This is a genomic window from Microcoleus sp. PH2017_09_SFU_O_A (assembly GCF_020738625.1).
In the GTDB taxonomy this organism is placed as follows: domain Bacteria; phylum Cyanobacteriota; class Cyanobacteriia; order Cyanobacteriales; family Microcoleaceae; genus Microcoleus.
Map to the genome: position 1 here is coordinate 98,148 of NZ_JAEQCF010000051.1, position 23,924 is coordinate 122,071.

A 23,924-nucleotide genomic window follows, 5' to 3' on the forward strand; every position below is an offset into this window, starting at 1 on the left:
TGCCGAGGTTTTTTTATTCTGCCTTCTAGATAATTGCCGGGAGGGGGAGGGGAAGAAAATTTGATGATTTTTTTCTTTGTATCTGCGATCGACATTGCTTTTCAACGATCGGCGATTAAACTGGTGAATGATCCTCAAATAAAATAAGTAGTCTGTGGCTAACACTGATTTTTCCAAACAAGTAAACCCGCCAGTCTTGAGTTTGATGTTGTGGACGATCGCCTGCGCGAGTATTTCCCTCGGGTTCCCGCTTGGTGCAACAGCGCAACTACCATTGCGTCCTGGCGCAGTCACAACACCTGTCGGCGTTAGAAGATCGCCCCAAAGCTACAAACTCGGCGGTGGCGATCGCATCCAAGTAGAAATACTCGAAGTACCAGAGCTCACCCGTGGCTACGAAGTCCTCTCAGACGGTTCCGTCAACCTCCCGCTGATCGGTCTGATCTCGATCCGCGGCCGTACCTTAGCGGAAGCCACCACCATCATCCGCAACGCCTACCGCCGCATCCTCAAAGATCCGATAGTTACAGTCAGCCTCGTCGCCGCCCGCCCCCTCAACGTCGGCGTCATCGGAGAAGTAACTAGACCCGGAAACTTCACGATCGCCCTCACTCCAGGCCCGGGGGTCGCGCCCAGCGTGCAGTACCCAACCGTCACCCAAGCCCTCAGACTCGCAGAAGGCGTCACTGGCGTCGCTGACATCCGCAACATCCGCGTCCGCCGTCCCCAACCCGACGGCCCCGACCAAGTGCTCAACGTTAACCTATGGAAATTCTTGCAAGAAGGAGACATCTCTCAAGATATCATTTTGCAAGACAGAGACACGATTGTGATCCCTACCGTCGCGAACTTCAACCAAGCAGAGGCGCGCCAATTTGCGATCGCCAACTTCTCGCCGCCGCCGGAAAAACCTCGATCGATCTCCATCGTCGGCCAAGTAACCCGCCCGGGGGCTTACGTAGTCATCGGCGGCAACACCAATAGCGACCTCAGCCGAGAAGGATTCCCCACCGTCATCCGCGCCATTCAGCTTGCAGGCGGAATTACCTCCGAAGCCGACATCCGCCAAATTCAAGTGCGCCGCGTCACCAGAAGAGGCGAACAAATCATTCCAGTCAACCTGTGGCAATTCCTAGAGTCCGGCGACGGCGCCCAAGATACCATCCTCCAGCAGGGAGACACCATCATCGTTCCCAAAGCAACTATCGTCAACCCCGCAGAAGCTGGCGTGCTGGCTAGCACTAACTTTGCTCCTTCCGGCATTAACGTTTATGTAGTAGGAGAAGTCAGAACATCTCTCGATCCGTTGAGGCTGCCACCTAATGCCACCCTCAATCAAGCTTTAGTTTCCAGAGGATTTTTTGGCTACGAGAATACGAGAGCTAGAAGGAATAAAATTGAGCTAGTCCGCCTCAATCAGGACGGTACTGCTACTAAACGGACGATCGAAGTCGATTTAACTCAAGGCATTAACGAAGAAGTCAATCCTCAACTTCGGAACAACGACATGATTATCGTATCCCGCAGCGGTATCGTCAACTTCATAGACCGCATGAACGCTGTAGTCGGGCCTGTCGGGCCAGCTACCGGAGTGTTAAATTTTATAAACGTTCTCCGAAGTTTATTCAGGTAAGAACGTTGCTGGTGAGGTGGATAATTCCTGCGAAAGGCTAGAATAAATTAAACAATAGAATTTCTGGCGTCGCGGCGTGGCAGCTTCAAAAATATCAACATCAAAAATATAAACCTCAAGAATACCCAGGCTGAATATGGATAGCAGACAAGATTACCAACCCTTCACACCCAAATCTAATGGCAAACTGCCCGACTTCTCGGCTCAGAACTACAGAGATAGGTTCGTCGAGGAGACAGAGGAAGAAAAGCTAGACTTGTCGTGGCTGTTAGGAGTCCTGCGCCGCCGTATCCTGGTGATGGCAGCAGCCACAATTGCTTTGAGCGCCCTCGCAGGAACAGGGATCGTCACCGCTTCTAAACGGATAACGCTGGAGTATGAAGGCTCATTTTCTCTGTTAGTAGAACCAGCAACCGCTGAAGGTTTGCTATCCAAACAATTAGACAATACCGTCGCTGCCGACTTAGCAAAAATTAATATAGAAGGAATTAGTTTAGTAGATTACGAAACCCAAATTAGGATTTTACGCAGCCCCAAAATGATGCAGCCAGTGCTTCAAGATTTGCGAGCTTGGAATCCCAACCTAACCTACAGCGAACTGATGACAAAACTGTCGATCAGCCGCGTCAGCTACGGAAGAGATGGCAAACAGCAAGGTACAAAAATCTTAGAAGTTCGCTACAAAGATTCAGAACCAAATAAAATTTACGGCGTATTGGATAAGGTTTCTAAAGCTTATCTAGAATATAGCTTGCAGCAGCGGTTGACGGGCATCAATCAAGGTATTAAATTTATAGACATGGAGATGCCCAAGCTCCGAGAAAGAGTCGAAGTTTTGCAACTGCAAGTCCAAAGACTGCGCCAGAATAGCAACTTGTTTGAGCCGCAGCTAGAGGGAAAATCTCTGTCAGAACAAGTTCAAAGCATTCGGGGACAGCAAGTAGGACTCCAGGTACAGTTAAAAGGGATGCGGAATCTCTACCAAAGCTATCAAAATTTACTGGATAAAAATAACCCCATTGGCGTATTGATGACCCAAGGACAAGCTTACGGCGGACTCTTATCTCAAATCCAGAAAATAGACTCAGACTTGTCCCTGAAATTAGCTCAGTATAGAGATGACAGTTTGCCTGTTTTAGCACTGCGAAAAAGTCGGGAAGAACTGATTTTAACGGCGACTCAACAAGCAAAAGAAGTGGTGATGGGAAATTTGTCAAGCCAAATCAAAGAAGTTGAGGCGCGCGATCGCGAAATGACTGCTTTGCAAAAGGCTCTCTACCAAAAAATTAGAAATTTTTCAGTAACAACGAGACAATACGACAATTTAGTGCGGGAACAACAAGTTGTTACTAAGAGTTTGTCGGACTTTTTGGCAAAACGGGAAGCCTTGCGGATTGATGCAGCTCAACAGCAAATACCTTGGGTGCTGATCAATCCTCCGGAAATTCCGCTAGACAAATTCAATAGGCCGATCCCAGCTACAATCAAACAAACCAAAAGACAGTTAGCGTTGGCACTAATTTTAAGCAGTCTGCTGGGCATAGCAGTCGGCTTGCTCGTAGAGGTGCTAAATACTGTTTTCCACACTCCAGAAGCACTGAGAATCGCCACAAAATTGCCGGTGATCGGGGTGATTCCGTTTAGCAAAAAAGTCAGGCGCAGACAGCCAGCGAGGCCGAGGAAACTAACTTCGGCTCGCTCGTCGTCGAAGTCGCAAGTGCAAGTTCTCGAATCCCTCGACACTGAACCTACTCCTCCGACGCTCATCGGGGGTCAAAGTATTTTTAGGGAGTTGGACTATCAATTTTTAGAAGCATTTCGATCGCTCTACACCAATATTCACTTGCTCAGTGCAGGTACGGCAATTCGATCGCTTTTAGTGAGCTCGGCCGTGGCTGGAGACGGCAAATCTACAGTAGCTTTGCACCTGGCCGCGATCGCAGCAGCAGTCGGACAGCGAGTATTGTTAGTAGATGCAGATTTGCGCTGCCCGCAACTGCATACTAAGCTAGGACTGCCAAACGTGCGCGGGCTCGCCGATGCCATTTCTACAGATCTCAGCCTCAACGACGCGATTCAGCGAGCTTTGAATCAAGACAATTTGTTCGTACTTACCGCAGGACAAATTCCGCCCGATCCGATCAAGCTGCTTTCTTCCAAAAAAATGCAGTATTTGATGGAGCAGTTTCAAGCATTTTTTGACTTAGTGATTTATGACACCCCACCGCTAGCCGGCTTGGCAGACGCCCACTTGATAGCAGCTCACACCGACGCTACGATTATGGTCGTGCAAATTGCCAAAACAGACCGAGCGCAAGTTCGCAAAGTTTTAGAAGAATTAAAAATTTCTGGAGCTTCGGTTTTGGGAATCGTGGCTAACGGCTGCAAAAACGATCCTAACAGCTACCGGCAGCGCTCGGTCGGTTTAGACACCCTCTACGACCAAAAACTATCGGCTTTAGGTACAAAAAATCAAAATTAGACAAATTTCGCTCCAAGCGGCGCCGTGCCGCCCTCCTCTACCCGAAATGCACAACCAACCTGCACAATCATTTTTTGACAAACGTACCATTTGAGAAAGAAAATGATAGACTAACGGACATAGCCTCGTGTGTCAACCGAGATTACGCGGATATTTGGTTCGCAGTAATTCTTTAAAAAATGATTGGGAAATCAGCAAAAGTGGGTAAACTACATCTAGCAGAGCGCAATCTCAATCAGGAAAAGACACCTTTGAAGGTGAACGTTAATGCAAACGTTAATGTGAACGTTTCAACCCAGAAACTTGGTAGGGATTATTCTATGAGTACAGTTATGGTTGTTGATGATAGCGTCACTCTGCGGGAGATGATCGCCGACTTGCTCAAAGGTAGAGGACTCAATGTCACGGTAGCTAGTGATGGCGTAGAAGCTCTAGAGCAAATCAAAGCCAACCGCCCGGATTTAGTCGTTCTGGATATCGTGATGCCCCGGATGAATGGCTATGAAGTCTGTCGCCGGCTCAAGAGCGACCCCAAAACTCAGAATTTGCCCGTGGTAATGTGTTCGAGCAAAAGCGAAGAGTTCGATCGCTATTGGGGAATGAAACAAGGAGCCGACGCTTACATCGCCAAGCCGTTTCACCCTCAGGAATTGGTGGGCACGATTAAGCAACTGCTGCGCGGTTGAAGTAGAGGAAGAGGGACAGAAAAAATGTCTTGAGTGGTTCCAATTTCTGATCCCGCAGCCTCTCTAAACTACTCGATTGACAATAGTCCAAACATCCCCGTCCGATCGCACGTAGGGTACAGAAATACTCTTAAAACCCGTAATAAAAGGCTTGTAATAAACCTGCCAGTAGCTGGGACTAATTTGGTCGGCAATGGCTTTAAGTTCCTTCACTTCTCCCGACAATTGGGCCGCCAGTTCGTTAATCCGTTCCGCGTGTCCGCGAGCGAGCTCTCTTCCCTCTTCAACTTGCTGCTCCATCGGACTGATTCTTTGCAAGTTTACCGATAGCTGCTGTTTCTGATTCAGTTGAGCAGACAGAGCTGCGATCGCATCATCTATTCCCTTGACTTCTGCCGACACTTGTGCTGTTTCCCTCGCGTGACGGCGGTAAGCATCAGCGATGGCTTGGGGCGAATCCCCCGCTGGGGCGATCGCGCCAGTGCTAAGCTGTTGGCGTTCGCGGCGCAAAGCCTCAATCTGAGAGCAAATTGCCTCTATGTCTGTCTGAAGTTTGTCCACCAAATTACCGTAGTTTTTGGATATCTTAGCATATTAACACAAGCTAATAAAGGTCTTATATAGCCGAGTCTCAGCAACAGTGCGGTGGTATCGGGCATAGGGCATAGGGCACGCAGGCATACCTCACTTTTTTAAGAACCGCTATAAGAGAGATGAATAATTCCGATGAAGAGCGGATTTGATATTACACATAATGGAGAAACCTGTTTCAAAGTGGCGCATAATTCGCAATTACCAATTACCAATTCCCAATTACCAATTCCCAATTACCAATTACCAATTACCAATTACCAATTACCAATTACCAATTACCAATTACCAATTACCAATTACCAATTACCAATTACCAATTACCAATTTTAGCGCCGGCACGCCTCAAACTGACTACAGCCTCCACCAAGACATCGGGCTGTACGGGTTTAGTCAGATGCCGATCGTAACTAGCTTTCAAAGCCCGATCGCGGTCTTCATCTCTAGCATAGGCCGTCAGGGCGATCGCCCGAAACTTCCTGCCGCTTTGGGTTGCCAGAGAACGCAGCCTTAACAGCAGCGAATAGCCGTCTTCCTCAGGCATTCCGATATCGCTGACCAAAACATCCGGCACAAACTCCGAAGCCACCTCAAACGCCTCAGCAGCACAGGATGCAGCCCTGACAGCCGCCCCGGAATCGCTCAAGACAAACATCATAAATTCCCGCGAATCCACCTCGTCATCAACCACCAAAACCTTGACTCCCTGTAAATTACCACCGCCAGCCAACACCGACGCTTCCTCAGGGGCGATCGAATTTACCGGAATCGAAGGGAGGCGGAAAGTAAAAGTCGAACCCATATCCAGTCCCGGACTCTGGGCCCAAACCCTGCCGCCGTGGAGTTCCACCAACTGCCGGACGATCGCCAGACCCAGCCCCAAACCGCTATAATTGCGAGTAATCGTAGCATCCGCTTGCCGGAAAGACTCAAACACGTAAGGCAAAAAATTCGCAGCAATCCCAATTCCGGTGTCGGTAACAGTTAGCTCAACCTCCGAATCAAATCGCTGCAACCGGATTTCTACTCGCCCGCCACGCGGCGTAAACTTAATCGCATTCGTCAACAAATTCCAAATTATCTGCTGCAAGCGGCCGGGGTCTCCCGATACCAAAAATCTCGGATTTAACGGAGATTCGCGATCGCCATAAACCTCTTTGAGCGGGCAAAATTCAGCAGTATCCAAGCCCAAATCTAGAATTGCCAACTCCACGTCGATCGACTTAGCATCGGCCGCCAACCGCACCGTATTTACCGCTCCTTCCACCATCGAAATCAAATTTACTGGACAAGGATTTAAAGTCAATTTGCCGCGAATAATTCTCGAAATATCCAGCAAATCCTCAATCAATTGAGTTTGCAATTTAGCATTGCGCTCGATCGTTTCCAACGCCCGTGCGGTAGCTGCCGGACTGAAACTGCGATTTCGTAGCAATTGCGCCCAGCCCAAAATCGCGTTTAAGGGCGATCGCAACTCGTGAGAAAGAGTTGCTAAAAACTCATCTTTCATGCGATTTGCCTGCTGAGATTCCTCATAAAGCCGCGCGTTTTCGATGCTCGCCGAAACTGCCTGAGCCAACTGCATTAAAATACTTTCGTCATCTTCCCCAAACTCCCCCTCATACTTGTCCGACAACTGAATCAATCCCATATTTCTGCCATCGCGAGCCGTCAGCGGTACCGCCAGCCAGCCCCGCATCGGCGGGTGCTTGTCGGCAGCCTTGCCGAACTTCCGCCACGCCTGGTGAGCCTCTAACTCGCTTTGAGTCATCCGCATCGCCTGTTGGTGCCGGCAAACTTCCTGATAAATGCCCGTACCGTCTGGCTCTTCGCAGTAATCTTGCCACTGGGCGTATTTTTCGGATAGGGAAAACTTGCTAATTCCAACATCCCAGTGGGCGGAAGGGCTGAGGTTGACGGCTGCTTGGTGGACTTCCAGAATTTGGCGGGCGCTATCTGCTGCTAACTGAACGATGTCTGCTACCGAAAGCATGGAGTGGAGCGCAACTGAGGCGGAGGTTAACTTTTGCAGGCGGTGCAGATACGATCGCTCGCGCGCCAAAGCCTGGGAGCGATCGTATTCTAACTGTTTGCGAGCGGTAATGTCGATCGCTACGCCGAACAGTCGCACTGGTTTACCGGATGCGTCAAAAACCACCCGCCCTTTGTCGTGAAGCCAAATCACCGAACCGTCGGGGCGCTCTTGGCGGTGTTCCGAGTCGTAAAATCCCGAGCCGCTGAGTGCCGCATCCAAATCTGCCAAAAAGCTGTCGCGGTCATCTCGATGCACCGCATTCTTTTTTTCCTCAAAAGTACCAACTGCGCTGTCCGGGTGCAAACCTATCTCTGTTTGGGCATTGGAAAAACGGCGGATTTCAGCGGAAACAACATCCCAAGAAAAAGCAACCGTGTTAGCTGCTTCTAGGGCAAAGCGCAAATTTTCCTCGTTTTCCTGTATTCTGGCTTCGGATAACTTGCGATCGGTAATATCCCAAACCACGCCGATCGATCGCACCGATTTACCAGTACCATCATCAAAAAACTTGCCCCTAGCCGCGATCCAGTGCAAGCTGCCATCGGGCCAAATCACTCTAAATTCGTGCTGGTATTCTATCTTGTTATCTAAAGAAAAGGCGATCGCGCGAGCAATAGAATCGCGATCGTCCGGGTGAATAAAGGCAAAAAATGCTTCATAAGTTCCCAAAAAACTGCCTTTTTCCAACCCGAATAACAGTTCGTGTCCCTCCGACCAAACCACCTCGCCAGTTAATATATTCCAATCCCAAGTTCCCATTTGCGAGGCGCAGATAGCTACCCTCAGCCTTTCCTCAGAAATTGCCAACTGCGCCGAAGTTTTTGCGTAATTCTCGCGCAACTGCTGTTTTTCCAAACTTTCGCGCACGGCAGACGCCAGCCGATTGAAGTGTCGCCCTTTGAACACATAATCGCTCAAACCCGCTTTCATCGCTTCGACTGCCACTTGTTCGCTGCCGCTGTCGGTACACATAATTACCGGACAATTTGGGTACTGGCTTTGAACTTGTTTGAGAATAGTTAATCCGTCGCTCCAGCGCACTTGGTAATCGGTAATCACCATGTCAAAACCCCCGACGACCAGGATTTGTTCGAGACTTGGGGCATCTATCGCCGACTTAACTTCTAAATCGGGCAAAGTTTTTCTCAGTTCTCGCTCGATCATCAGGCGATCGTTCGGGTTGTCGTCGATCAACAGAATAGACAGCATGGTTTTTGGGCTTTTTGTATTGGCACAAACATTCTTGAATCTAAAAATATGTTATTGAGGAGTTCCGTTGTTTCAATATTTAGTGCTAATTAACTATCCTCGGATTTTTTTAATTGTATTTGCTTGTATTTTATTATATCTCACAGATTATGCTGTCGGTAGTTTTTTCCCAGTATTTGCTAACAGATACATAACCTAATTTCTTCTCTCGAACCTTGTGGGTATTATATTAGTCAATGCCTTGCTTCAACAGTTGACACTTGACACTTGACAGTTGACTTTTGAGGGCAACCTCTACCCTTAAGTCCGAGGATTGGAGTAATGAATAGTCTAATTTTAATTTCTCCGTCAAAGGCGGGCGGGCTTTCAACCAATTCTTTCTGGTAAAAATCCCAGCCTTACGATTTTCGAGGTTGATTAGCCTCCCGTCAATCTTGGATTCATCGCACAGGAACAGATGATACAGGACTCGCCACCTCAAGACCAACTTCTACCAGTTTTGATTTGATTATATTTGAGATTAAAGAATTGGGAATGACTGATGACCACCCAAAAATGGATACAAGCCCACGACAGCAGAAGTGGAGATTACAAAATCTTAGACCAAAGTTCAAACTCCCAGATTCACGGCGCTACAAGTAAATCTCAAACTTGTACAGCCAAGTCGAAGTATCTCAAATCTCTCATTACGAGGAAAAGTCTGACAACGAGGAAATAAACCCTAAAAATTGGGATAACGCTACTATAAACCAGAAAATTCTATAGGTTCCGGCAGTTCGGTCTGGTTGAGCCAATACTCGCCAAAACTCTGCATCATGTCCGATAAAGAAGCAAACCCGACAGGTTTAACCAAATAAGAATTAACGCCTAGATCGTAAGCTTGATTGACATCTAATGTTTGCCTCGAAGATGTAAGAACAATCACAGGTAAACGTTTGAGTTGCGGCTGCTGTTTGAGCCAACTCAGAACCTCGTGACCCGATCGCCTGGGCAACTTCAAATCTAGTAAAATTATCGCAGGTAAAGGATAGCGCTCGCGATCGCTGTATTCTCCATCACCATTTAAATAAAAAACCGCTGCATCTCCATCTCGGACAATTTGCAGCGAAGTATTAGTAAAAATCTGATTGCGAAACGCCCGCTGCATCAACAGAATATCAACGGGGCTATCTTCCACCAGCAAAATCGTCTGCCTTTGCCTCATCCTTTCCTCAGCTCTATCCAAAATCGACTGCCGTGTCCTAATTGCGATTCCACCCCAACTTGACCGCCCATGCGATCGACTGCTTTTTGTACAATAGCTAATCCTATACCAGTTCCGGGGTATGACTCGATACCGTGAAGCCGTTCAAAAACGCGAAAAATCCGTTTTTGATGTTCTGGAGCAATACCGATGCCGTTGTCTGCTACCCAAAGACGGATGATGCGATCGCCTTCGTTGGCTTCGCTAACAGGCAATTGGCCAGTGCTAATCAATAACTGCGAATGCTCCCACTTTCCCACTTTCCCCCTTTTCCATTCTCCCGCAGTCTGTCTGTCTGTCTCTCCCTCTGGAGGCAGTTGAATTTCCTCAGCCCATATTTGCACTTGCGGCGATGCGCCTGCCACAAATTTTAGAGCATTGGCGAGCAGATTTGTGATGACTTGAACTAAGGTAACGCGATGGGCAATTACCGGCAATAAGGGCGATCGCACGCTGATGCGAGCACCGTTGGATTTAGCATCGGCTTGTACCATAGCAATTGCCTCAGCGACAGCAGATTCTAACTCTACAACTTGCAGCGATAAATCAGTGCGGCTCAGGTGGCTGTATGCTAGCAAATCTTGGATCAAATCTTCTAATTGTTGCCCAGAATTTACAATTTGCTGGGCATATTCTTGACCGAGTTCGTCAAGGATTTCGCCGTAATCTTCTAACAAAGCTTCAGCCAATCCCTGCATTCCCCGCAAGGGCGCGCGCAAATCGTGGGCGACGGTATAGGTGAAAGCTTCTAATTCTTCGTTAGCTCCTTGCAGTTCATTGGTGCGGAGTTCGACTCGCTGTTCTAACGTAGCGTTGAGCATCCGAATTTCCGCTTCTGCTTGTTTGCGTGCAGTGATGTCAATGGCGGTACTAATTACTAAACTTCTGCCGTCGGAAAGCTTGCCTAAAGGTGCCGAATAAAAGTCCCAAATTCGTTTTTCACCGCTGGCTGTGGTAATTATATATTCACCTTCAGAAAGGCGCGAGTTTAATTTGTGCAGCCAATTGATATTTGCTGGCACTACCGATTTGCGGCTGCCGTAAGCTTTTTCTGTCCAATCTTCAATTGTAGGAATTTCTGAGGATTTGTAGCCTGAGAATTCTGTCCAAGCGGAGTTAATTTGCAAAACTTCTCCGTTTTCAGCGTGCAGCATAATTGGCAGCGGGGCGTTAACAATGGCGCGGCGGAAACGTTCTTCGGTTAATTGCAGGGAATTGCGATCGCGTTCTAGCTCTTCTAGCAGTTGATTTTGTTTGATTTGGGCATTGTCGCGCAAAATGCGATCGCGCTTTACCAAATATAAAATTAACACCAGCAACAGCCAATCTACCACAGTAGCAACGGTAAAAGTGATGATTGTCAAATTAGCACTGGCTTGAGATTCTTGGGCGCGCTGCTGCAATATCACATTTTCCTCGGCAGTCATGGTGGCTACCTGCTGCCGAATCCCCTCCATGATTTGCTGTCCGCGATCGGTTTTTACCACCCGCAGGGCTGCTGCTAAGTTTTGTTTGCGCCGCAGATTGATGGTTTCTTGAAGTTCGGCTAATTTAGAGTCGATCGCACTTTTCAAGTCGCGAAGGCGCTCTTGCTGCCGATTGTTGTCGGCTGTTAGTTCCTGCAATCCGACTAATTGTGTGTTAACGTTGGCGATCGCAGTGTAATAAGGTTCTAAATACCGTTCTTCTCCCGTCAGCAAATAACCGCGCTGCCCCGTTTCAGCATCTTTTAAGGTAGAAAGCGTGGCTTCGAGTTCACTTAAAACTCCGTGAGTGTGGCTCACCGAGCGCTCGTTTTCCACTAACTTGAGAGTATTGCGGTAGGAAGTTGCCGCATTAAAAATTAGCAGTCCCAAGGCGATGCCGATGCCTGCGGTGATTTGGCGAGTCAGCGATTTGTTCATGAAATATTCGGCGCGCGAGTGCTGCTTTTTTTGTTATACCTCGCTCCGGGCGATGAATTTTTTGCTCGGGCAGACAAGGCGGCCAAAGCAGATAAATTTAAGGCTCAAATCTGCGATCCATCTTGTTTTTAGTTTAGTGTCGCTGCTACACAAATACTAGACAAGTCTAGACATTTGCTTCTTACTTCGTCGGGAGCATGGGAGCGGTTATCCCTCCGTAAGCTTTCACGGTTTAGCCAACCGTGATAAATTGATGGCTGCGTTTAAATCCCTGTCCATCGAATGACCGCAACTTCCACAGTTATAAACCCTTTCTTTGAGTGGCATATCTTGAATATGCCCGCAACTCGAACAGGTTTTGCTCGACGGGAACCAGCGGTCAGCAACGACAATTTCACAGCCAAACTTTTTCGCTTTGTATTCTAGCTGGCGTTTAAATTCATGAAATCCGCAATCAGCTATTACCTGTGCTAGCTTGTGATTCTTTAGCATCCCTCCAATATTCAAGTCTTCTACTACTATCGTTGCGTGGTTTTTGCATAAGTAAGTAGTGACTTGATGTAGAGTATTCTTTCTGAGGTTTGCTATTTTTGCATGGTGTTTTGCCAGTTGGATTTTGGCTTTGTATCTATTGCTGGAACCTTTCACCTTTCTAGCAATAACTCTTGATAATCTCTTCAGCTTTATAAAATGCGCTTTGTAGTGCTTTGGGTTCGGGAATACTACGCCAGTTGAAAGTGTAGCCAACTCTTTTACTCCCAAATCAACTCCTACAATTTCATGAGTTTTGACTGTGGGTTCATGATTCTGTTCGTAAGCAAATGCGATAAACCAACTGTCGGCAGTGCGTGAAATGGTGATTGACTTGCAAGTTGTGTGAGGTAGTCCTTCGTGGGTTTTTACCCAGCCGATTGTCGGCAACTTTATAGACGTACCACCCACAGGGATAGGCTTACCGCCCGCGTCAATAGTGAAAGAGTCGTGATGCCCCTTCTTTTTGAATCTGGGAAATCCACCTTTTTTTGAGAAAAATTTAGAGAACGAATCCCCAAGATTGTCAAAGGCGTATTGAGTTATTTTCTGGCAGATTCCCGTCTCTTTGATCCATGTAAATTCAGGTTTTACATGATTGTTGAAGAATTTCTTGAGTAGGTATTTATTGGGCTTTAATCCATCTTGATAAAGGCTATTCCAAGTAGCTAGTCCCCAATTATAAGTAAACCTCGCTATGCCAGCGTGTTTGCTCATAACCGTTGCCTGGTTCTTGTTTAGCTTTAACTTTGTCTTGATGGACAGAAGCATTGTTTGGCCTCAACACTCGATTTATTTGTTTAATTTTGCCACATCTTGTAGGGGTTTGTCAACAGCATTTTTTAGTTTTATTTGATTTCCTTGGAGTAATTTTGCAGACCGTATAATCGACAGGAAAAACAGTGAATTATTTCAAGTATTCTAGCAATTCATGTTGAGGAGACGGCGAGTCTTTTTACTGACAATCCAAGCTTTTTTGCGAATTCATGTGGTTTAAACAAAATGGTATACCGTAGATTTGTCCACAAGTGTACCACTCTGTCTATTTATTTGCTACCTAGGTACTAGCTCCTCTTCGCATCCTCCTTAAGTAAGAGAGGCCAAATATACAATCTCTCGCTCTCTCGCTAAGCTTAATTAGTCATTTTCTGTGGCATCACTTTTGCTGCTTTGACTATTTCAAATCGCGGCGCAAAAAAAGGAGTTTTTACCTATTGATTTCGGTTGATTTATGGGGTATATTTTAGATAATGGAAGTGGTGACTTCAATTTAAAAATTTTCACTATTCCCATTATTAAATAATACCTTGTCAAGCAGCCCGCGTCAAGCTTTTTACCCGAAAAAAAAGGCGATTTTTTCATGATTTGTGAAAAAAATAACTTTGGGACGCAGGGGAGAAATTGCTAGGGAAACTAACCGCAGATAAACGCAGATTAACACAGATAATTTTCAGCATCCAGATGGAATCAATAGCAATTGGAGTCTACAGTCTGTTTGGAAGCGAGACGATCGCACTGCACGCCGGAAAAGATGATTCCGAGTGCAGTGGCGAAGCAGAGAATTAGGGAATAACAGCGGCTTTCATCGCCAAAATGCGATCGATCGCATCCTCAACAACCTTATCAGGAGTCGAAGCACCCGAAGTCACGCCGACGACAATATTACCTTCAGGCAGCCAATTTTCAGTTACGACCAAATCCCGGCCCAAAGGCTTGTGTTCGATGCGATTTCCCGGTAAAATGCGCTCCGCAGAATCAATGTGATAAGAAGGAAGAGTTTTGTCGATCGCAATTTCCTGCAAGTGAGTAGTATTAGAAGAATTAAAACCCCCAATCACCAACATCAAATCCAACTTTTCCTCAACCAAACTCAACATAGCATCTTGCCGTTCCTGAGTCGCATCGCAGATAGTATTAAAACTCAGAAAATGCTCATTAAGATTGGACGGCCCAAACTTCCGCATCATCGTCTTTTCAAACAACTTGCCAATATTCTCAGTCTCAGTTTTGAGCATAGTAGTTTGGTTAGCAATCCCGACACTTACCAAATCCACATCCGGGTCAAAACCAGCAGAACAAGCCTTGCTAAACTTAGCAAGAAACTCAGCACGATCGCCTCCGTGCAAGATATAATTGCTGACATATTCAGCTTCCTGCAAATTCAGCACAATCAAATACTTATCAGCAAAAGAACTCGTTGCCACAGTTTCTTCGTGCTTGTACTGACCGTGAATAATCGAAGTATAATCCCTTTTCTTGTGTTTTTCAACAGTATTCCAAACCTTAGAAACCCAAGGACAAGTAGTATCAACAATCTTGCAACCCCTATCGTTCAGCAACTGCATTTCTTGCACGCTCGCCCCAAAAGCAGGTAAGATTACCACATCGCCACTATCCACCACAGAAAAATCTTTCTGCCCCTTTTCCACAGCAATAAAACCAACTTCCATATCGCGCAAATGCTGGTTCACAGAAGGATTGTGAATAATCTCATTAGTAATCCAAATCCGTTCCGAGGGGAAGTGCTGGCGAGTCTCGTAAGCAATAGCCACAGCGCGTTCCACTCCCCAGCAAAAGCCAAAAGCCTCAGCCAGCCGGATGGTGACGGCGCCGCGTTGCAGCCTGTAATTGTTGTCGCGAATTTGCTGGATCAGGCTGCTTTGATAAGCTGTCTCCATTACGCCAGCTACCTCAGCTTCGTGTCCGAAACCCTTGCGGTGGTAGTTTTCAGACTGTTGGAGCGATCGTTTAAAAGCTTTAGTATCCATGCGGTACTGAGTTCAAATCTAGGTTAATTACCTTTGATTTTAGAAGGCCTGGGTGCGATCGGGATTATACGATTTTAGATTTTAGATTTTAGATTTTAGATTGGAATGAACTACTGCATAAGGGTTAGGATCGCAAATTAAATAATTTACACAACGAAAGTGGGATGGGCGGGGGAGCCCGTCCTTTAGAGACGGGCTCCCCCGCCCATCCCACAAAAACCATCAAATTATAAGTTATTTAATTCTCATTCCTTAGTGGCTTGTATAAAGTTACATTCTCTTTTGAAACTGGTATTATTTAATTCAGTAACGAACAGAGGCGCGACTTTCATGGGTTCGTTCAAAATAAAACAAAAAAAAGCGTAGAGACGCACATAACTGCATCTCTACGCGATGATCGAACTTACCCTGAAAATCAGCCCACCTTTTTCGGCGCGAAAGGAGAACCAGATTCAAAGGAACTGAAACCGCCGGCAAAATCCTCACCGTAAGCTTCTTCCCCGTGTTGGCCGATATCCAAACCTTGGTCTTCAGCAGATGAGGCGACTCGCAGTTCCATAAACTGCGCGAGAATTTTTAGGATGACAAAAGTACCGGCAGCCGCAAACACGTAAGTAGCTACAACGCCTACAAACTGTGTCACAATTAGCCCCGGATTTCCGGCAAACAGCCCGTCATTTCCGGCTGCGTTAACGGCTTTAGTCGCAAACACGCCTGTCAGAAGCGCGCCTACAGTTCCGCCGACGCCGTGAACCGGGAAGGTGTCCAAAGAGTCGTCAAATCCCAGCTTAGCTCGCAAGCTAACGGCGAAGAAGCAGCAAACGGAAGTTATCGATCCGATTAACAGGGCCCCCACTGGCAGTACGTATCCCGCCGCTGGTGTGATTCCCACCAATCCTGCTAGGAAACCACTGGCAATTCCGACTGCTGTCGGTTTGCCTCTGAGCACCCATTCGATGATTGTCCAAGTTAAACCGCCGGCTGCGGTTGAAATCATTGTGGTGACAAAAGCCACTGTTGCTAAGGAACCCGATCCTAAAGCGCTACCGCCGTTGAAGCCAAACCAGCCGAACCACAGGAGCCCTATTCCGAGCAAGACGTAGGGTACGTTGTGGGGGGTGTGGGGCTTGTTCAAGTGATCTTTGCGGGGCCCGATTACCCAAGCTGCGACAACCGCAGATACGCCGGAACTGATGTGCACGACTGTGCCGCCTGCAAAGTCTAATGCTCCCATCGCCCCCAGCCAGCCTCTACCCCAAACCCAGTGGGCTAGAGGAGAGTAGATGAATGTAGACCACAGCAGCACGAACCAGAAGTAGGTTTTGAATGTTACCCGTTCGACGATCGCCCCGGAAATCAAAGCTGGGGTGATGATGGCGAACATCATCTGGTAAACCATGAATACTTGGTGGGGTATTGTCGGTGCGTAGCCGATCGGATCTGGTTTGTCGGCTGCGACGTTGTTCAAGAACATCCAGTCGAAGCCGCCGATGAAGGTTTCAAATCCTTTCCCAAAGCCTTCGGAAACTGGAGTGGAAACGTCAAAGGCCAAACTGTAACCCCACAGCGTCCATGTGACGCCGATCAGTCCCATCATGACTAAGCTCATCATCATGGTGTTGAGGACGTTGCGCGATCGCACCAGCCCTCCGTAGAAAAACGCTAGCCCGGGTGTCATCAGCAACACCAGTGCTGAGGATATCAACATCCAGGCTGTATCTCCGGTGTCGATCGGACTTGCCGCCACCGCAGCAGCCGCCGCCGCAGGGGGAGCAGCATCTTGAGCTAAGGCATTGTTCATCAGCGGCCAACTTAACAGCCACAGTGCGAGGATGCCGATCGTGAAACTTTTTTTGAGCACGTTATTTTTACCTTTTAATACTCAGCAATTCGCAGGGAAGACCGAGCCGATTTTAGATGTGAGGATTTTAGATGCAATAGTTAATTTGGTTTTAAGTCCCTGTTTTAGCGGAACGAATCTTTAATAGATAATTCCCCAATCCTCAAGCCCCGACTTCGTATAGTCGGACTCATCTAAATTTGTCAACTCTCAATCCCATACTCTCTGCCTTTTGGATTGCACCATTTGTACAAACTGTTATTCTGTATCATTGTATACTAAAAGCTCAACTATTATATTTTCTTAATCTATCCGCAGGTACTTGACATTACCCCTGACTTCGGAGTAAGCCGTGTTGGAAGGGGGAGAATGGGGGAGAATATGACTTCATCCTTCTAACTACTGACAACTGCCAACTGACAACTGCCAACTGACAACAGTCAACTGATTAATTTTTCAACTGCATTTGACTGAACATTTGCAAGGCCGATCGCCAAACCAGATAACCTCGCTCGTTAAGGTGTAAGCCGTCTGTACTGAGTTGGGTTGGTAAATTGCCGTCAGCATCCGCAAACAACGGCTGCAAATCCAGATAGGAAACATTTTCGGAACTAGCAATTTCTTTCAGTCGCCGATTGATTGCGCGAATCCGACTGTTGGGAATCGCTAATAGTCGATCGCGATTTTCCCAGGTAGACTGTTCCCCGCTGTGGGGCAAAATCGACTGCACCACCACTTGTGCTTTCGGGTGCGCCCACCGCAAATCGCGGATAATCTGTCGCTGGTTGTTCAAAATCCCTTCGTCGCTGGCCCCCCGCAATAAATCGTTAATCCCGATCATCACAAACACCGTATCGGGCAGAGTGCGATCAAACAACTGCAATCGCTTCAGCAAACCTACGGAAGTCTCGCCGGAAATCCCTTGATTCAGCCAAATGCGATCGGGCGGTAACAGCTTCGTCGGAAACCACATACTCAAAGAATCTCCAGCCAAAACACTCAGTTTTGGGGGACGATTTGCCGCGGCAGCCTCAGCTTCCCGGCCCAACTGCGTCACCCACTGCTGGTAAGACCATTTGTGTCGAGGCCCTGCAAGGGGCAAGTCTGCCACTACTTTTGTAGAGTTTGTCGCCGTCGTCGAAGAGCGAATTAGTTCTTCAGTGCTTTCCGGCGTTAGTGCAGCACTAGCAGGGGAACTTTCTGTTAAGTTGTTTCCCCTACCGATTAGTTGAGCGACTGTGACAATTAGTACCGCGTTGGTAAGCAGAGATAGCAAAGCCCAAACCGGAACAGTTTTCGATCGGCTAACTTCCATCCCCAAGAGGGATTTATGAGTTCTACTTCTGCTAACTACTCCAAACTTCTCCATAAACTCAAGCGATTTGCAGGCACCATACTGAAATAATTGGCACTGATTGCTGCATCAAATTTTACCGTTCAATTTTCGCCTCAATTCTTGTAAGAATCAAGCACTGTGCTGTGTTGGGCGTGACGGCGATGCAGAACTTTGCTTTTTGGCACTACTCTACCATAAAAAATCTGCCTGCCAAACTTTCTGGCGCAGAAATCAGGCGATTTTAGATTTTAGATTTTAGATTTTAGATTTAGGAATTCCGAATGACTTACTGTATCAGGATTTAGAGCTTTTCTAAAGTAGCTTTTTTTAAAGCTGAGCCGCACGCAAAAACCCAGTTTGTTAACGTAATTGCGAGATTTTAGCAAGGAATGCCAGAACGATCGACCTGGTTTAAAAGACTCAAGAGTGCGTCTGCGACTGTATCTGCGGGCGGGGGATTTCAGATTGTGGTTTTTCACAATTAAGCCCTAGATGGACGTACAAATCGCTCATCTAGGGCCAGAAAGCTGAAGAAAGTCGATCGTCCCACGCTTGAGAGTTTTGCTCTAAAGTTTGGTAGTTCTGTCCGCACCCCCCCCAGAATAACCGCCGTAGCTGCTTTCTGTTCTGTTGCCAGAGCTAGTTTCCTTCACAAACCCGGTGTAAGCTTCCATCCCATGTTCGCCGATATCCAAACCTTCAGCTTCCTCAACAGCAGAAACGCGGATACCCAACAAAGCTTTGAGTGCCAACCAAAAAATCGTACTCAGCAGCACGGTCATTCCGCCTACAGAGATAATACCGATCAACTGCGGTATTAGTTGATCGAAACCTCCGCCTACAAACAATCCCGCTTTCGGCCCAGCGGTATAAATTCCCGTTGTGGGCCCGTCAGCAAATAAGCCAACTGCCAGAGTTCCCCAGATGCCACAGACTAAGTGAACGGAAGTTGCTCCTACAGGGTCGTCAATTTTTAAGTTGTCGAAGAATGTTACTGCAAAAACTACCATGATGCCGGCGATCGTGCCGATAATGGCAGAGTTGGGTATGTTAACCCAAGCGCAGCTCGCTGTCACCCCGACTAAGCCAGCGAGGATGCCGTTGATAATCATCGACAAGTCTGGTTTTCCGAGGTAAAGCCAAGCTGTAATTGTGGCAGCAACTCCCCCGAAAGCACCGGCGGTGTTGGTGGTGAGCGCAATGTGGGCGATCGCATTTGGATCGACAGCCATTGTCGAACCGGGATTGAACCCGAACCAACCGAACCACAGAATCAAACAGCCGAGGGTGGCAATGCTCATATTGTGTCCCGGCATCGCCACAGTGTCGCCGTCGCGGTACTTGCCGATCCGCGGCCCGAGAAATGCCGCTCCCATCAAAGCAGCCCAACCGCCTACGGAGTGAACCACTGCGGAACCTGCAAAATCGTAGAAACCTGCTGTTTGCAGCCAGCCGCCGCCCCAAATCCAGTGTCCGGTAATCGGGTAAGCAATTCCGACTAACAGCAAGCAGAAAATTAAAAATTCAAGGAATTTAATGCGCTCTGCAACTGCCCCAGAAACGATCGTAGCAGCAGTTCCCGCAAAAACTAATTGGAAAAAGAATTTAGCATTCAGGGGGACTCCCGTCCAGTTTAAGGATTTGAAAATGCCTTGATAAGCATCTCCCATAGCGGGGCTGTTGTCAGCCACGTTCAACAGGAAATATCCGCCGCTGCTGCCGATAAAACCGTTACCGTTGCTGAACATTAACGCAAAGCCGATCGCCCAATATGCGATCGTCGCAAGCGCAAACACAATCAGGTTTTTTGACAGTACGTTAACTGCATTTTTCTGGCGGCAGAAACCTGTTTCCAACATCCCAAAACCCGCGTTCATAAAGAACACTAGCATCCCAGCCACCATCACCCACATGGTATCCATGCCTACCTTGAGGCTGGCCAATTGCTCTTCGGTGGTTGGCGCAGCAGGAGGGGTTTGGGCTACTGCGGCATATCCCCAAATCAAGAAGATGACTGCTGCTATTGGTATACAGGCTTGCCAACTCGGACTGAGGCGGGCGATCGTCCTTTGTAATTTCTTGAACCTGCTGACTTTTGTCAAAAAGTTAGGGGCTGGCAAATTCAAAGACTCCCGCCTGACTTGTTTCGATTTTTTCTTTCCGACACTCATTTTCATCATTTTTACGCTTTTACAACTTATCAGCTCAGCTAGACCCCGAAAATTTCCCACAATTGTACTACAACACTTAGAGATTATTTGTTCATAGTGAGATATTTTTGATAGCCTAGCTCTTCTAGCTGAGTTTGTTTTTTCATTACAGATTCGGACAAAGTTTTCCGGTAATCCAGGATTCGCTCCAGCAATTGAGGCTGGGAAACTGCTAATATTTGAATTGCCAGCAAGCCAGCATTTTTAGCATTGCCGATCGCCACTGTTGCTACGGGTATACCGGCTGGCATTTGGACGATCGAGTACAGCGAATCTAGGCCTTGGAGGTGGCGGCTCGCTACTGGTACACCAATTACCGGCAATGGTGTTAAAGATGCTACCATACCCGGAAGGTGCGCCGCTCCCCCAGCACCTGCGATAATTACTTTCAAACCTCGTTGGTGCGCGGTTTGAGCATATTCCACCATCCGATCCGGGGTACGGTGGGCGGAGACAATTGCTACGGAGCAAGGTACGTGGAATTCTTCGCAAACTGCGATCGCTTCAGACATGGTAGGCAAATCCGAATCGCTGCCCATGATAATTCCAACTGTCGGTTGACTCATGCAATTTTCAGATGTGAGATTTCAGATTAATGGTAATTTTAAGTTATGGCGTTAACTAAAAGATCTCTTGCAAAAATACAACGCACCCCACCCCAACCCTCCCCGCGAGTTCGGGGAGGGGGTAAGATTATTCTTGTTTCCCCCCTTAATAAGGGGGGACTTGCGGGGGGTAAATTTGACGAGAGCAAGAGTTCTAAAATTTAGATATTTTGTAGCCAAACTGATGCTCGAAAGCAATTTGGTGACAAGCCAAGAGTGCAGAAAGCAAAAATCTCCACATCCTCATCAAGAGCCCGCAGATTTATCGAGGCGAGCAAATCTAAAATCTAAAATCTAAAATCTAAAATCTAAAATCGGATGACTGAAGCCACAACCCCAACTGCCGCCCCTACAGATATTCTCAATGCTCGCCTGCCCGGTTGCAAGGATTTGCAGATGCTTGCTGTTGACAACACGGGCATCATTCAAGAAGTTTGTTCGATGGACAAAGTATTTAAACGAATTGCTCCTCCCAATTTGCAAGTGATCGACGCTGCGGGTGATTGGGTTTCTCTGGGCGGTGTTGACTTGCAGATTAACGGAGCACTCGGTTTAGCTTTCCCAGATTTAGAAAGCAAGGATGTTAAAGTTTTACCTAAAATTTGTCAATTTTTATGGTATCAGGGAGTTGATGCTTTTTTGCCGACTTTGGTGACAACTTCTCTGGATAAGTTTAGGCGATCGCTCTCGACGATAGCTGATTATATGCGGACTGCAAAAACCGCTGCTCCTGCCACCAATAAATCCCAAAGTGCCGAAATAATCGGCGTTCACCTCGAAGGCCCTTTTCTCAACCCCCAGAAGCGAGGAGCTCACCCAGTTGAGTTTTTACTACCGCTAACAATAGAAAATGTCAAGTTAGTTCTAGGAGATTGTGCGGATATTGTCAAAATAATTACTTTAGCGCCGGAGTTAGACAGCACTGGTGAAGTCATTCCCTATTTGCAAAGTTTGGGAATTGCCGTCAGTCTGGGACACTCCCAAGCGACGGCAGAGCAAGCACAGCAAGCATTTGCCCAGGGAGCTTCAATGGTAACTCACGCTTTTAATGCGATGCCGAGTTTGCATCATCGAGAACCGGGTTTGTTAGGAGCGGCGATCGTTTATCCGGGCGTAAAATGCGGTTTAATTGCTGACGGCAAGCACGTTTCTCCGACAATGATTGATTTTTTGCTGCGTGCTGGCAGATACGACACAGGCGTTTTTTTGGTAAGCGATGCTTTGGCTCCTTTGGGTTTGCCTGACGGTGTTTATCCTTGGGATTCCCGACAAATGGAAGTCAGAAAAGGTACGGCGTGGGTAAGATTGGATTACCATTCGCCGCTGGAATCTGCTACTTTGGCAGGTACAACTCTGCCGCTGTTGGCGGGAGTGCAGAATTTGGTAAGCTGGGGGATTTGCGAGGTAGAAAGTGCGATCGCCCTGGCAACTGAATCTCCCAGAAAGGCGATCGGACTTTCGGGAATTATCGGCCAATCGGCAACTCAATTGTTGCGCTGGAATTTGGATGAACCGACAAAAGAATTAACTTGGCATCGGTTGTTTTAAGTCATTAGTTATTAGTTATTGGTTATTGGTTATTCGTTATTTGGTAATTCTCCCACTCTCCCACTCTCCCGCTCTCCCCCTCTCCCTCTCCTACTCTCCCCCTGCTATAGCGCGTCGCGTGAGAACCCCGGTCTTTTAAGCCGGGGATGAAACGCAGTTGCAGCCTTAAGGCTGCCAGCATTCTATATTATTTGTTTCTTTGTTCTTCGATATATTTCCTGACAGTTTCAGTAGAAACGTTTCCAACACTGCCAACAAAATAACTAGGAGTCCACAATGTAGGTAATTTCAGTAATTCGGGAAACTCTTTCCTCAAGTAACTGGATGCCCTACCCTTAACTCTTTGCATGACGAAACTGGCGGAGTCTGTCGGCTTAATATTAAGCAATAAATGGACGTGATCCGGCATAATCTCCAAAGCAATAATTTTCCACCTGTTTTCCGTGACTACCTCAAAAATAATTTCTTGCAGCCGTTCTGCAATTTTGCCGACCAGAACGGCTTTACGGCGTTTGGGAATAAAAACAAAGTGCATATTGATCAGCGAGACGGCCTTGCTCTCGTGCCGATACTCTAAATCTTTTTTTGACAAACTCGCCATAAGACTATTGACTCCATCGACAGGTAGTGTATAATCAACACATTACATCAACAAGGTGACTGGCGTGTTTGGATGTCAGCAGGTATTGATTAAGCCCGATCAAAAGTTGAAAGCAGTTCTAGAATATATTTGTCAAGAGTCAAACAAACTACATAACTGTGCGGTTTACTACGTTCGTCAAGCATACTTTAAGGGTCATATTTTTGTCCGCCCGTTTGACGTAATCAACGAGTTAAAACGCAATCCTCATTACGGAGCTTTATGCGCTCAAGCAGCTCAACAGACTTGTGGTGCTGTCGGTGAGTCGGTAAAATCTTTCAAAGGATTGATTAAATTGTTTCGTGAAGGAAAGCTTGAATCTAGACCGAAATTTCCAAATTACCGTACTCCTGGCGGGCTTCACTTAATTGCCTATCCGAAACAGGCGCTTGGTAAAAAGTTGATTGATGGTCGAATTTCTATCCCTCTCGGACAAAAAGTTAAGGCTTGGTTCGGATTGAAGAACTTTCAAATTCAAATGCCTTCTAATCTGGATTATGCCGAGATCCGAGAAGTGAGAATCCTTCCTAGAAATGGTTGTTTTTATGCCGAATTCGTCTACAATTGATACTCCCCAGCCCGCTCCGGGACGGGGATTCTTGAAGAGTCCAAATGCGAACTTTCAAAGGCGAAATCAAAGCGCCTCTACTGACTCCTTCAAGA

General features: G+C 47.1%; 17 protein-coding genes. 6 read left to right on the plus strand and 11 right to left on the minus strand.

From position 1 onward, the window contains the following. The first annotated feature begins 154 nt into the window (after positions 1–154). From JGK16_RS19805 to JGK16_RS19815, 3 genes are all read left to right on the plus strand, one after another. Positions 155–1,633: a polysaccharide biosynthesis/export family protein gene (locus JGK16_RS19805; RefSeq protein WP_293191975.1), complete on the plus strand. Its 1,479-nt coding sequence runs from the start codon at positions 155–157 to the stop codon at positions 1,631–1,633. A gap of 136 nt (positions 1,634–1,769) precedes the next feature. Then, positions 1,770–4,115, plus strand: coding sequence for a tyrosine-protein kinase family protein (locus JGK16_RS19810; RefSeq protein ID WP_293183731.1), 2,346 nt, complete (start codon positions 1,770–1,772; stop codon positions 4,113–4,115). Between the two features lie 320 nt (positions 4,116–4,435). Further along, entirely contained in the window at positions 4,436–4,801 is a 366-nt protein-coding gene (locus tag JGK16_RS19815; protein WP_039886668.1) for a response regulator, read from the plus strand. Between the two features lie 63 nt (positions 4,802–4,864). On the opposite strand, the gene JGK16_RS19820 is transcribed toward JGK16_RS19815, so the two are convergent. Beyond that, positions 4,865–5,362: a hypothetical protein gene (locus JGK16_RS19820; RefSeq protein ID WP_293183733.1), complete on the minus strand. Its 498-nt coding sequence runs from the start codon at positions 5,360–5,362 to the stop codon at positions 4,865–4,867. A gap of 165 nt (positions 5,363–5,527) precedes the next feature. On the opposite strand from JGK16_RS19820, the gene JGK16_RS19825 reads away from it, so the two are divergent. Further along, positions 5,528–5,725 carry a hypothetical protein gene (locus JGK16_RS19825; RefSeq protein ID WP_293203354.1) on the plus strand — a complete coding sequence of 66 codons (198 nt, stop codon included), beginning with the start codon at positions 5,528–5,530 and terminating at the stop codon, positions 5,723–5,725. Here the strand turns inward: JGK16_RS19825 and JGK16_RS19830 are convergent. The 9 genes from JGK16_RS19830 to purE all read right to left on the minus strand — a co-directional run bounded on the left by JGK16_RS19830 (position 5,706) and on the right by purE (position 21,034). Then, positions 5,706–8,636 (minus strand): PAS domain-containing protein, encoded by a 2,931-nt coding sequence (locus tag JGK16_RS19830; protein WP_293203356.1) that lies wholly within the window; start codon positions 8,634–8,636, stop codon positions 5,706–5,708. The two genes, JGK16_RS19825 and JGK16_RS19830, sit on opposite strands and share 20 nt — an antisense overlap. A gap of 742 nt (positions 8,637–9,378) precedes the next feature. Further along, a complete protein-coding gene (locus JGK16_RS19835) occupies positions 9,379–9,840 on the minus strand; it encodes a response regulator (protein ID WP_293183740.1) in 462 nt (153 codons plus the stop codon). Continuing rightward, positions 9,837–11,783 (minus strand): CHASE3 domain-containing protein, encoded by a 1,947-nt coding sequence (locus JGK16_RS19840; RefSeq protein WP_293191981.1) that lies wholly within the window; start codon positions 11,781–11,783, stop codon positions 9,837–9,839. Before JGK16_RS19840 ends, JGK16_RS19835 begins: the two co-directional genes overlap by 4 nt. Before the next feature lie 225 nt (positions 11,784–12,008). Further along, complete coding sequence (locus tag JGK16_RS19845) at positions 12,009–13,085, minus strand: RNA-guided endonuclease TnpB family protein (protein WP_293191983.1); 1,077 nt, start codon at positions 13,083–13,085, stop codon at positions 12,009–12,011. A 791-nt stretch (positions 13,086–13,876) separates the two neighbouring features. After that, complete coding sequence (locus tag JGK16_RS19850; RefSeq protein ID WP_293183747.1) at positions 13,877–15,082, minus strand: 4-hydroxy-3-methylbut-2-enyl diphosphate reductase; 1,206 nt, start codon at positions 15,080–15,082, stop codon at positions 13,877–13,879. A gap of 415 nt (positions 15,083–15,497) precedes the next feature. Then, on the minus strand, positions 15,498–16,943 hold the full coding sequence (locus tag JGK16_RS19855; protein WP_293183749.1) for an ammonium transporter: 1,446 nt from the start codon (positions 16,941–16,943) through the stop codon (positions 15,498–15,500). A gap of 427 nt (positions 16,944–17,370) precedes the next feature. Beyond that, on the minus strand, positions 17,371–18,291 hold the full coding sequence (locus JGK16_RS19860) for an SGNH/GDSL hydrolase family protein (RefSeq protein WP_293183752.1): 921 nt from the start codon (positions 18,289–18,291) through the stop codon (positions 17,371–17,373). A gap of 533 nt (positions 18,292–18,824) precedes the next feature. After that, positions 18,825–20,438 carry an ammonium transporter gene (locus JGK16_RS19865; protein WP_293183754.1) on the minus strand — a complete coding sequence of 538 codons (1,614 nt, stop codon included), beginning with the start codon at positions 20,436–20,438 and terminating at the stop codon, positions 18,825–18,827. Positions 20,439–20,512: 74 nt separating this feature from the next. Next, the gene (gene purE, locus JGK16_RS19870) at positions 20,513–21,034 is read right to left on the minus strand and encodes a 5-(carboxyamino)imidazole ribonucleotide mutase (protein WP_293144866.1); all 522 of its coding nucleotides are present in this window, start codon (positions 21,032–21,034) and stop codon (positions 20,513–20,515) included. 357 nt (positions 21,035–21,391) lie between these two features. Between purE and nagA the strand changes: the two genes are divergently transcribed. Next, positions 21,392–22,621 (plus strand): N-acetylglucosamine-6-phosphate deacetylase, encoded by a 1,230-nt coding sequence (nagA, locus tag JGK16_RS19875; RefSeq protein ID WP_293191985.1) that lies wholly within the window; start codon positions 21,392–21,394, stop codon positions 22,619–22,621. A 187-nt stretch (positions 22,622–22,808) separates the two neighbouring features. On the opposite strand, the gene tnpA is transcribed toward nagA, so the two are convergent. Then, positions 22,809–23,222 carry an IS200/IS605 family transposase gene (gene tnpA / locus JGK16_RS19880; protein ID WP_293183758.1) on the minus strand — a complete coding sequence of 138 codons (414 nt, stop codon included), beginning with the start codon at positions 23,220–23,222 and terminating at the stop codon, positions 22,809–22,811. 55 nt (positions 23,223–23,277) lie between these two features. Between tnpA and JGK16_RS19885 the strand changes: the two genes are divergently transcribed. Beyond that, on the plus strand, positions 23,278–23,829 hold the full coding sequence (locus JGK16_RS19885; RefSeq protein WP_293203358.1) for a hypothetical protein: 552 nt from the start codon (positions 23,278–23,280) through the stop codon (positions 23,827–23,829). Positions 23,830–23,924: the final 95 nt, after the last annotated feature.

What these genes read in the sequence shown, in the direction of transcription:
- JGK16_RS19810 (WP_293183731.1), top strand. Translation starts at nt 1,770, where the DNA reads ATGGATAGCAGACAAGATTACCAACCCTTCACACCCAAATCTAATGGC.
- JGK16_RS19815 (WP_039886668.1), top strand. Translation starts at nt 4,436, where the DNA reads ATGAGTACAGTTATGGTTGTTGATGATAGCGTCACTCTGCGGGAGATG.
- JGK16_RS19825 (WP_293203354.1), top strand. Translation starts at nt 5,528, where the DNA reads ATGAAGAGCGGATTTGATATTACACATAATGGAGAAACCTGTTTCAAA.
- JGK16_RS19830 (WP_293203356.1), bottom strand. Translation starts at nt 8,636, where the DNA reads ATGCTGTCTATTCTGTTGATCGACGACAACCCGAACGATCGCCTGATG.
- JGK16_RS19835 (WP_293183740.1), bottom strand. Translation starts at nt 9,840, where the DNA reads ATGAGGCAAAGGCAGACGATTTTGCTGGTGGAAGATAGCCCCGTTGAT.
- JGK16_RS19840 (WP_293191981.1), bottom strand. Translation starts at nt 11,783, where the DNA reads ATGAACAAATCGCTGACTCGCCAAATCACCGCAGGCATCGGCATCGCC.
- JGK16_RS19845 (WP_293191983.1), bottom strand. Translation starts at nt 13,085, where the DNA reads ATGCTTCTGTCCATCAAGACAAAGTTAAAGCTAAACAAGAACCAGGCA.
- JGK16_RS19850 (WP_293183747.1), bottom strand. Translation starts at nt 15,082, where the DNA reads ATGGATACTAAAGCTTTTAAACGATCGCTCCAACAGTCTGAAAACTAC.
- JGK16_RS19860 (WP_293183752.1), bottom strand. Translation starts at nt 18,291, where the DNA reads ATGGAGAAGTTTGGAGTAGTTAGCAGAAGTAGAACTCATAAATCCCTC.
- JGK16_RS19865 (WP_293183754.1), bottom strand. Translation starts at nt 20,438, where the DNA reads ATGATGAAAATGAGTGTCGGAAAGAAAAAATCGAAACAAGTCAGGCGG.
- purE (WP_293144866.1), bottom strand. Translation starts at nt 21,034, where the DNA reads ATGAGTCAACCGACAGTTGGAATTATCATGGGCAGCGATTCGGATTTG.
- nagA (WP_293191985.1), top strand. Translation starts at nt 21,392, where the DNA reads ATGACTGAAGCCACAACCCCAACTGCCGCCCCTACAGATATTCTCAAT.
- tnpA (WP_293183758.1), bottom strand. Translation starts at nt 23,222, where the DNA reads ATGGCGAGTTTGTCAAAAAAAGATTTAGAGTATCGGCACGAGAGCAAG.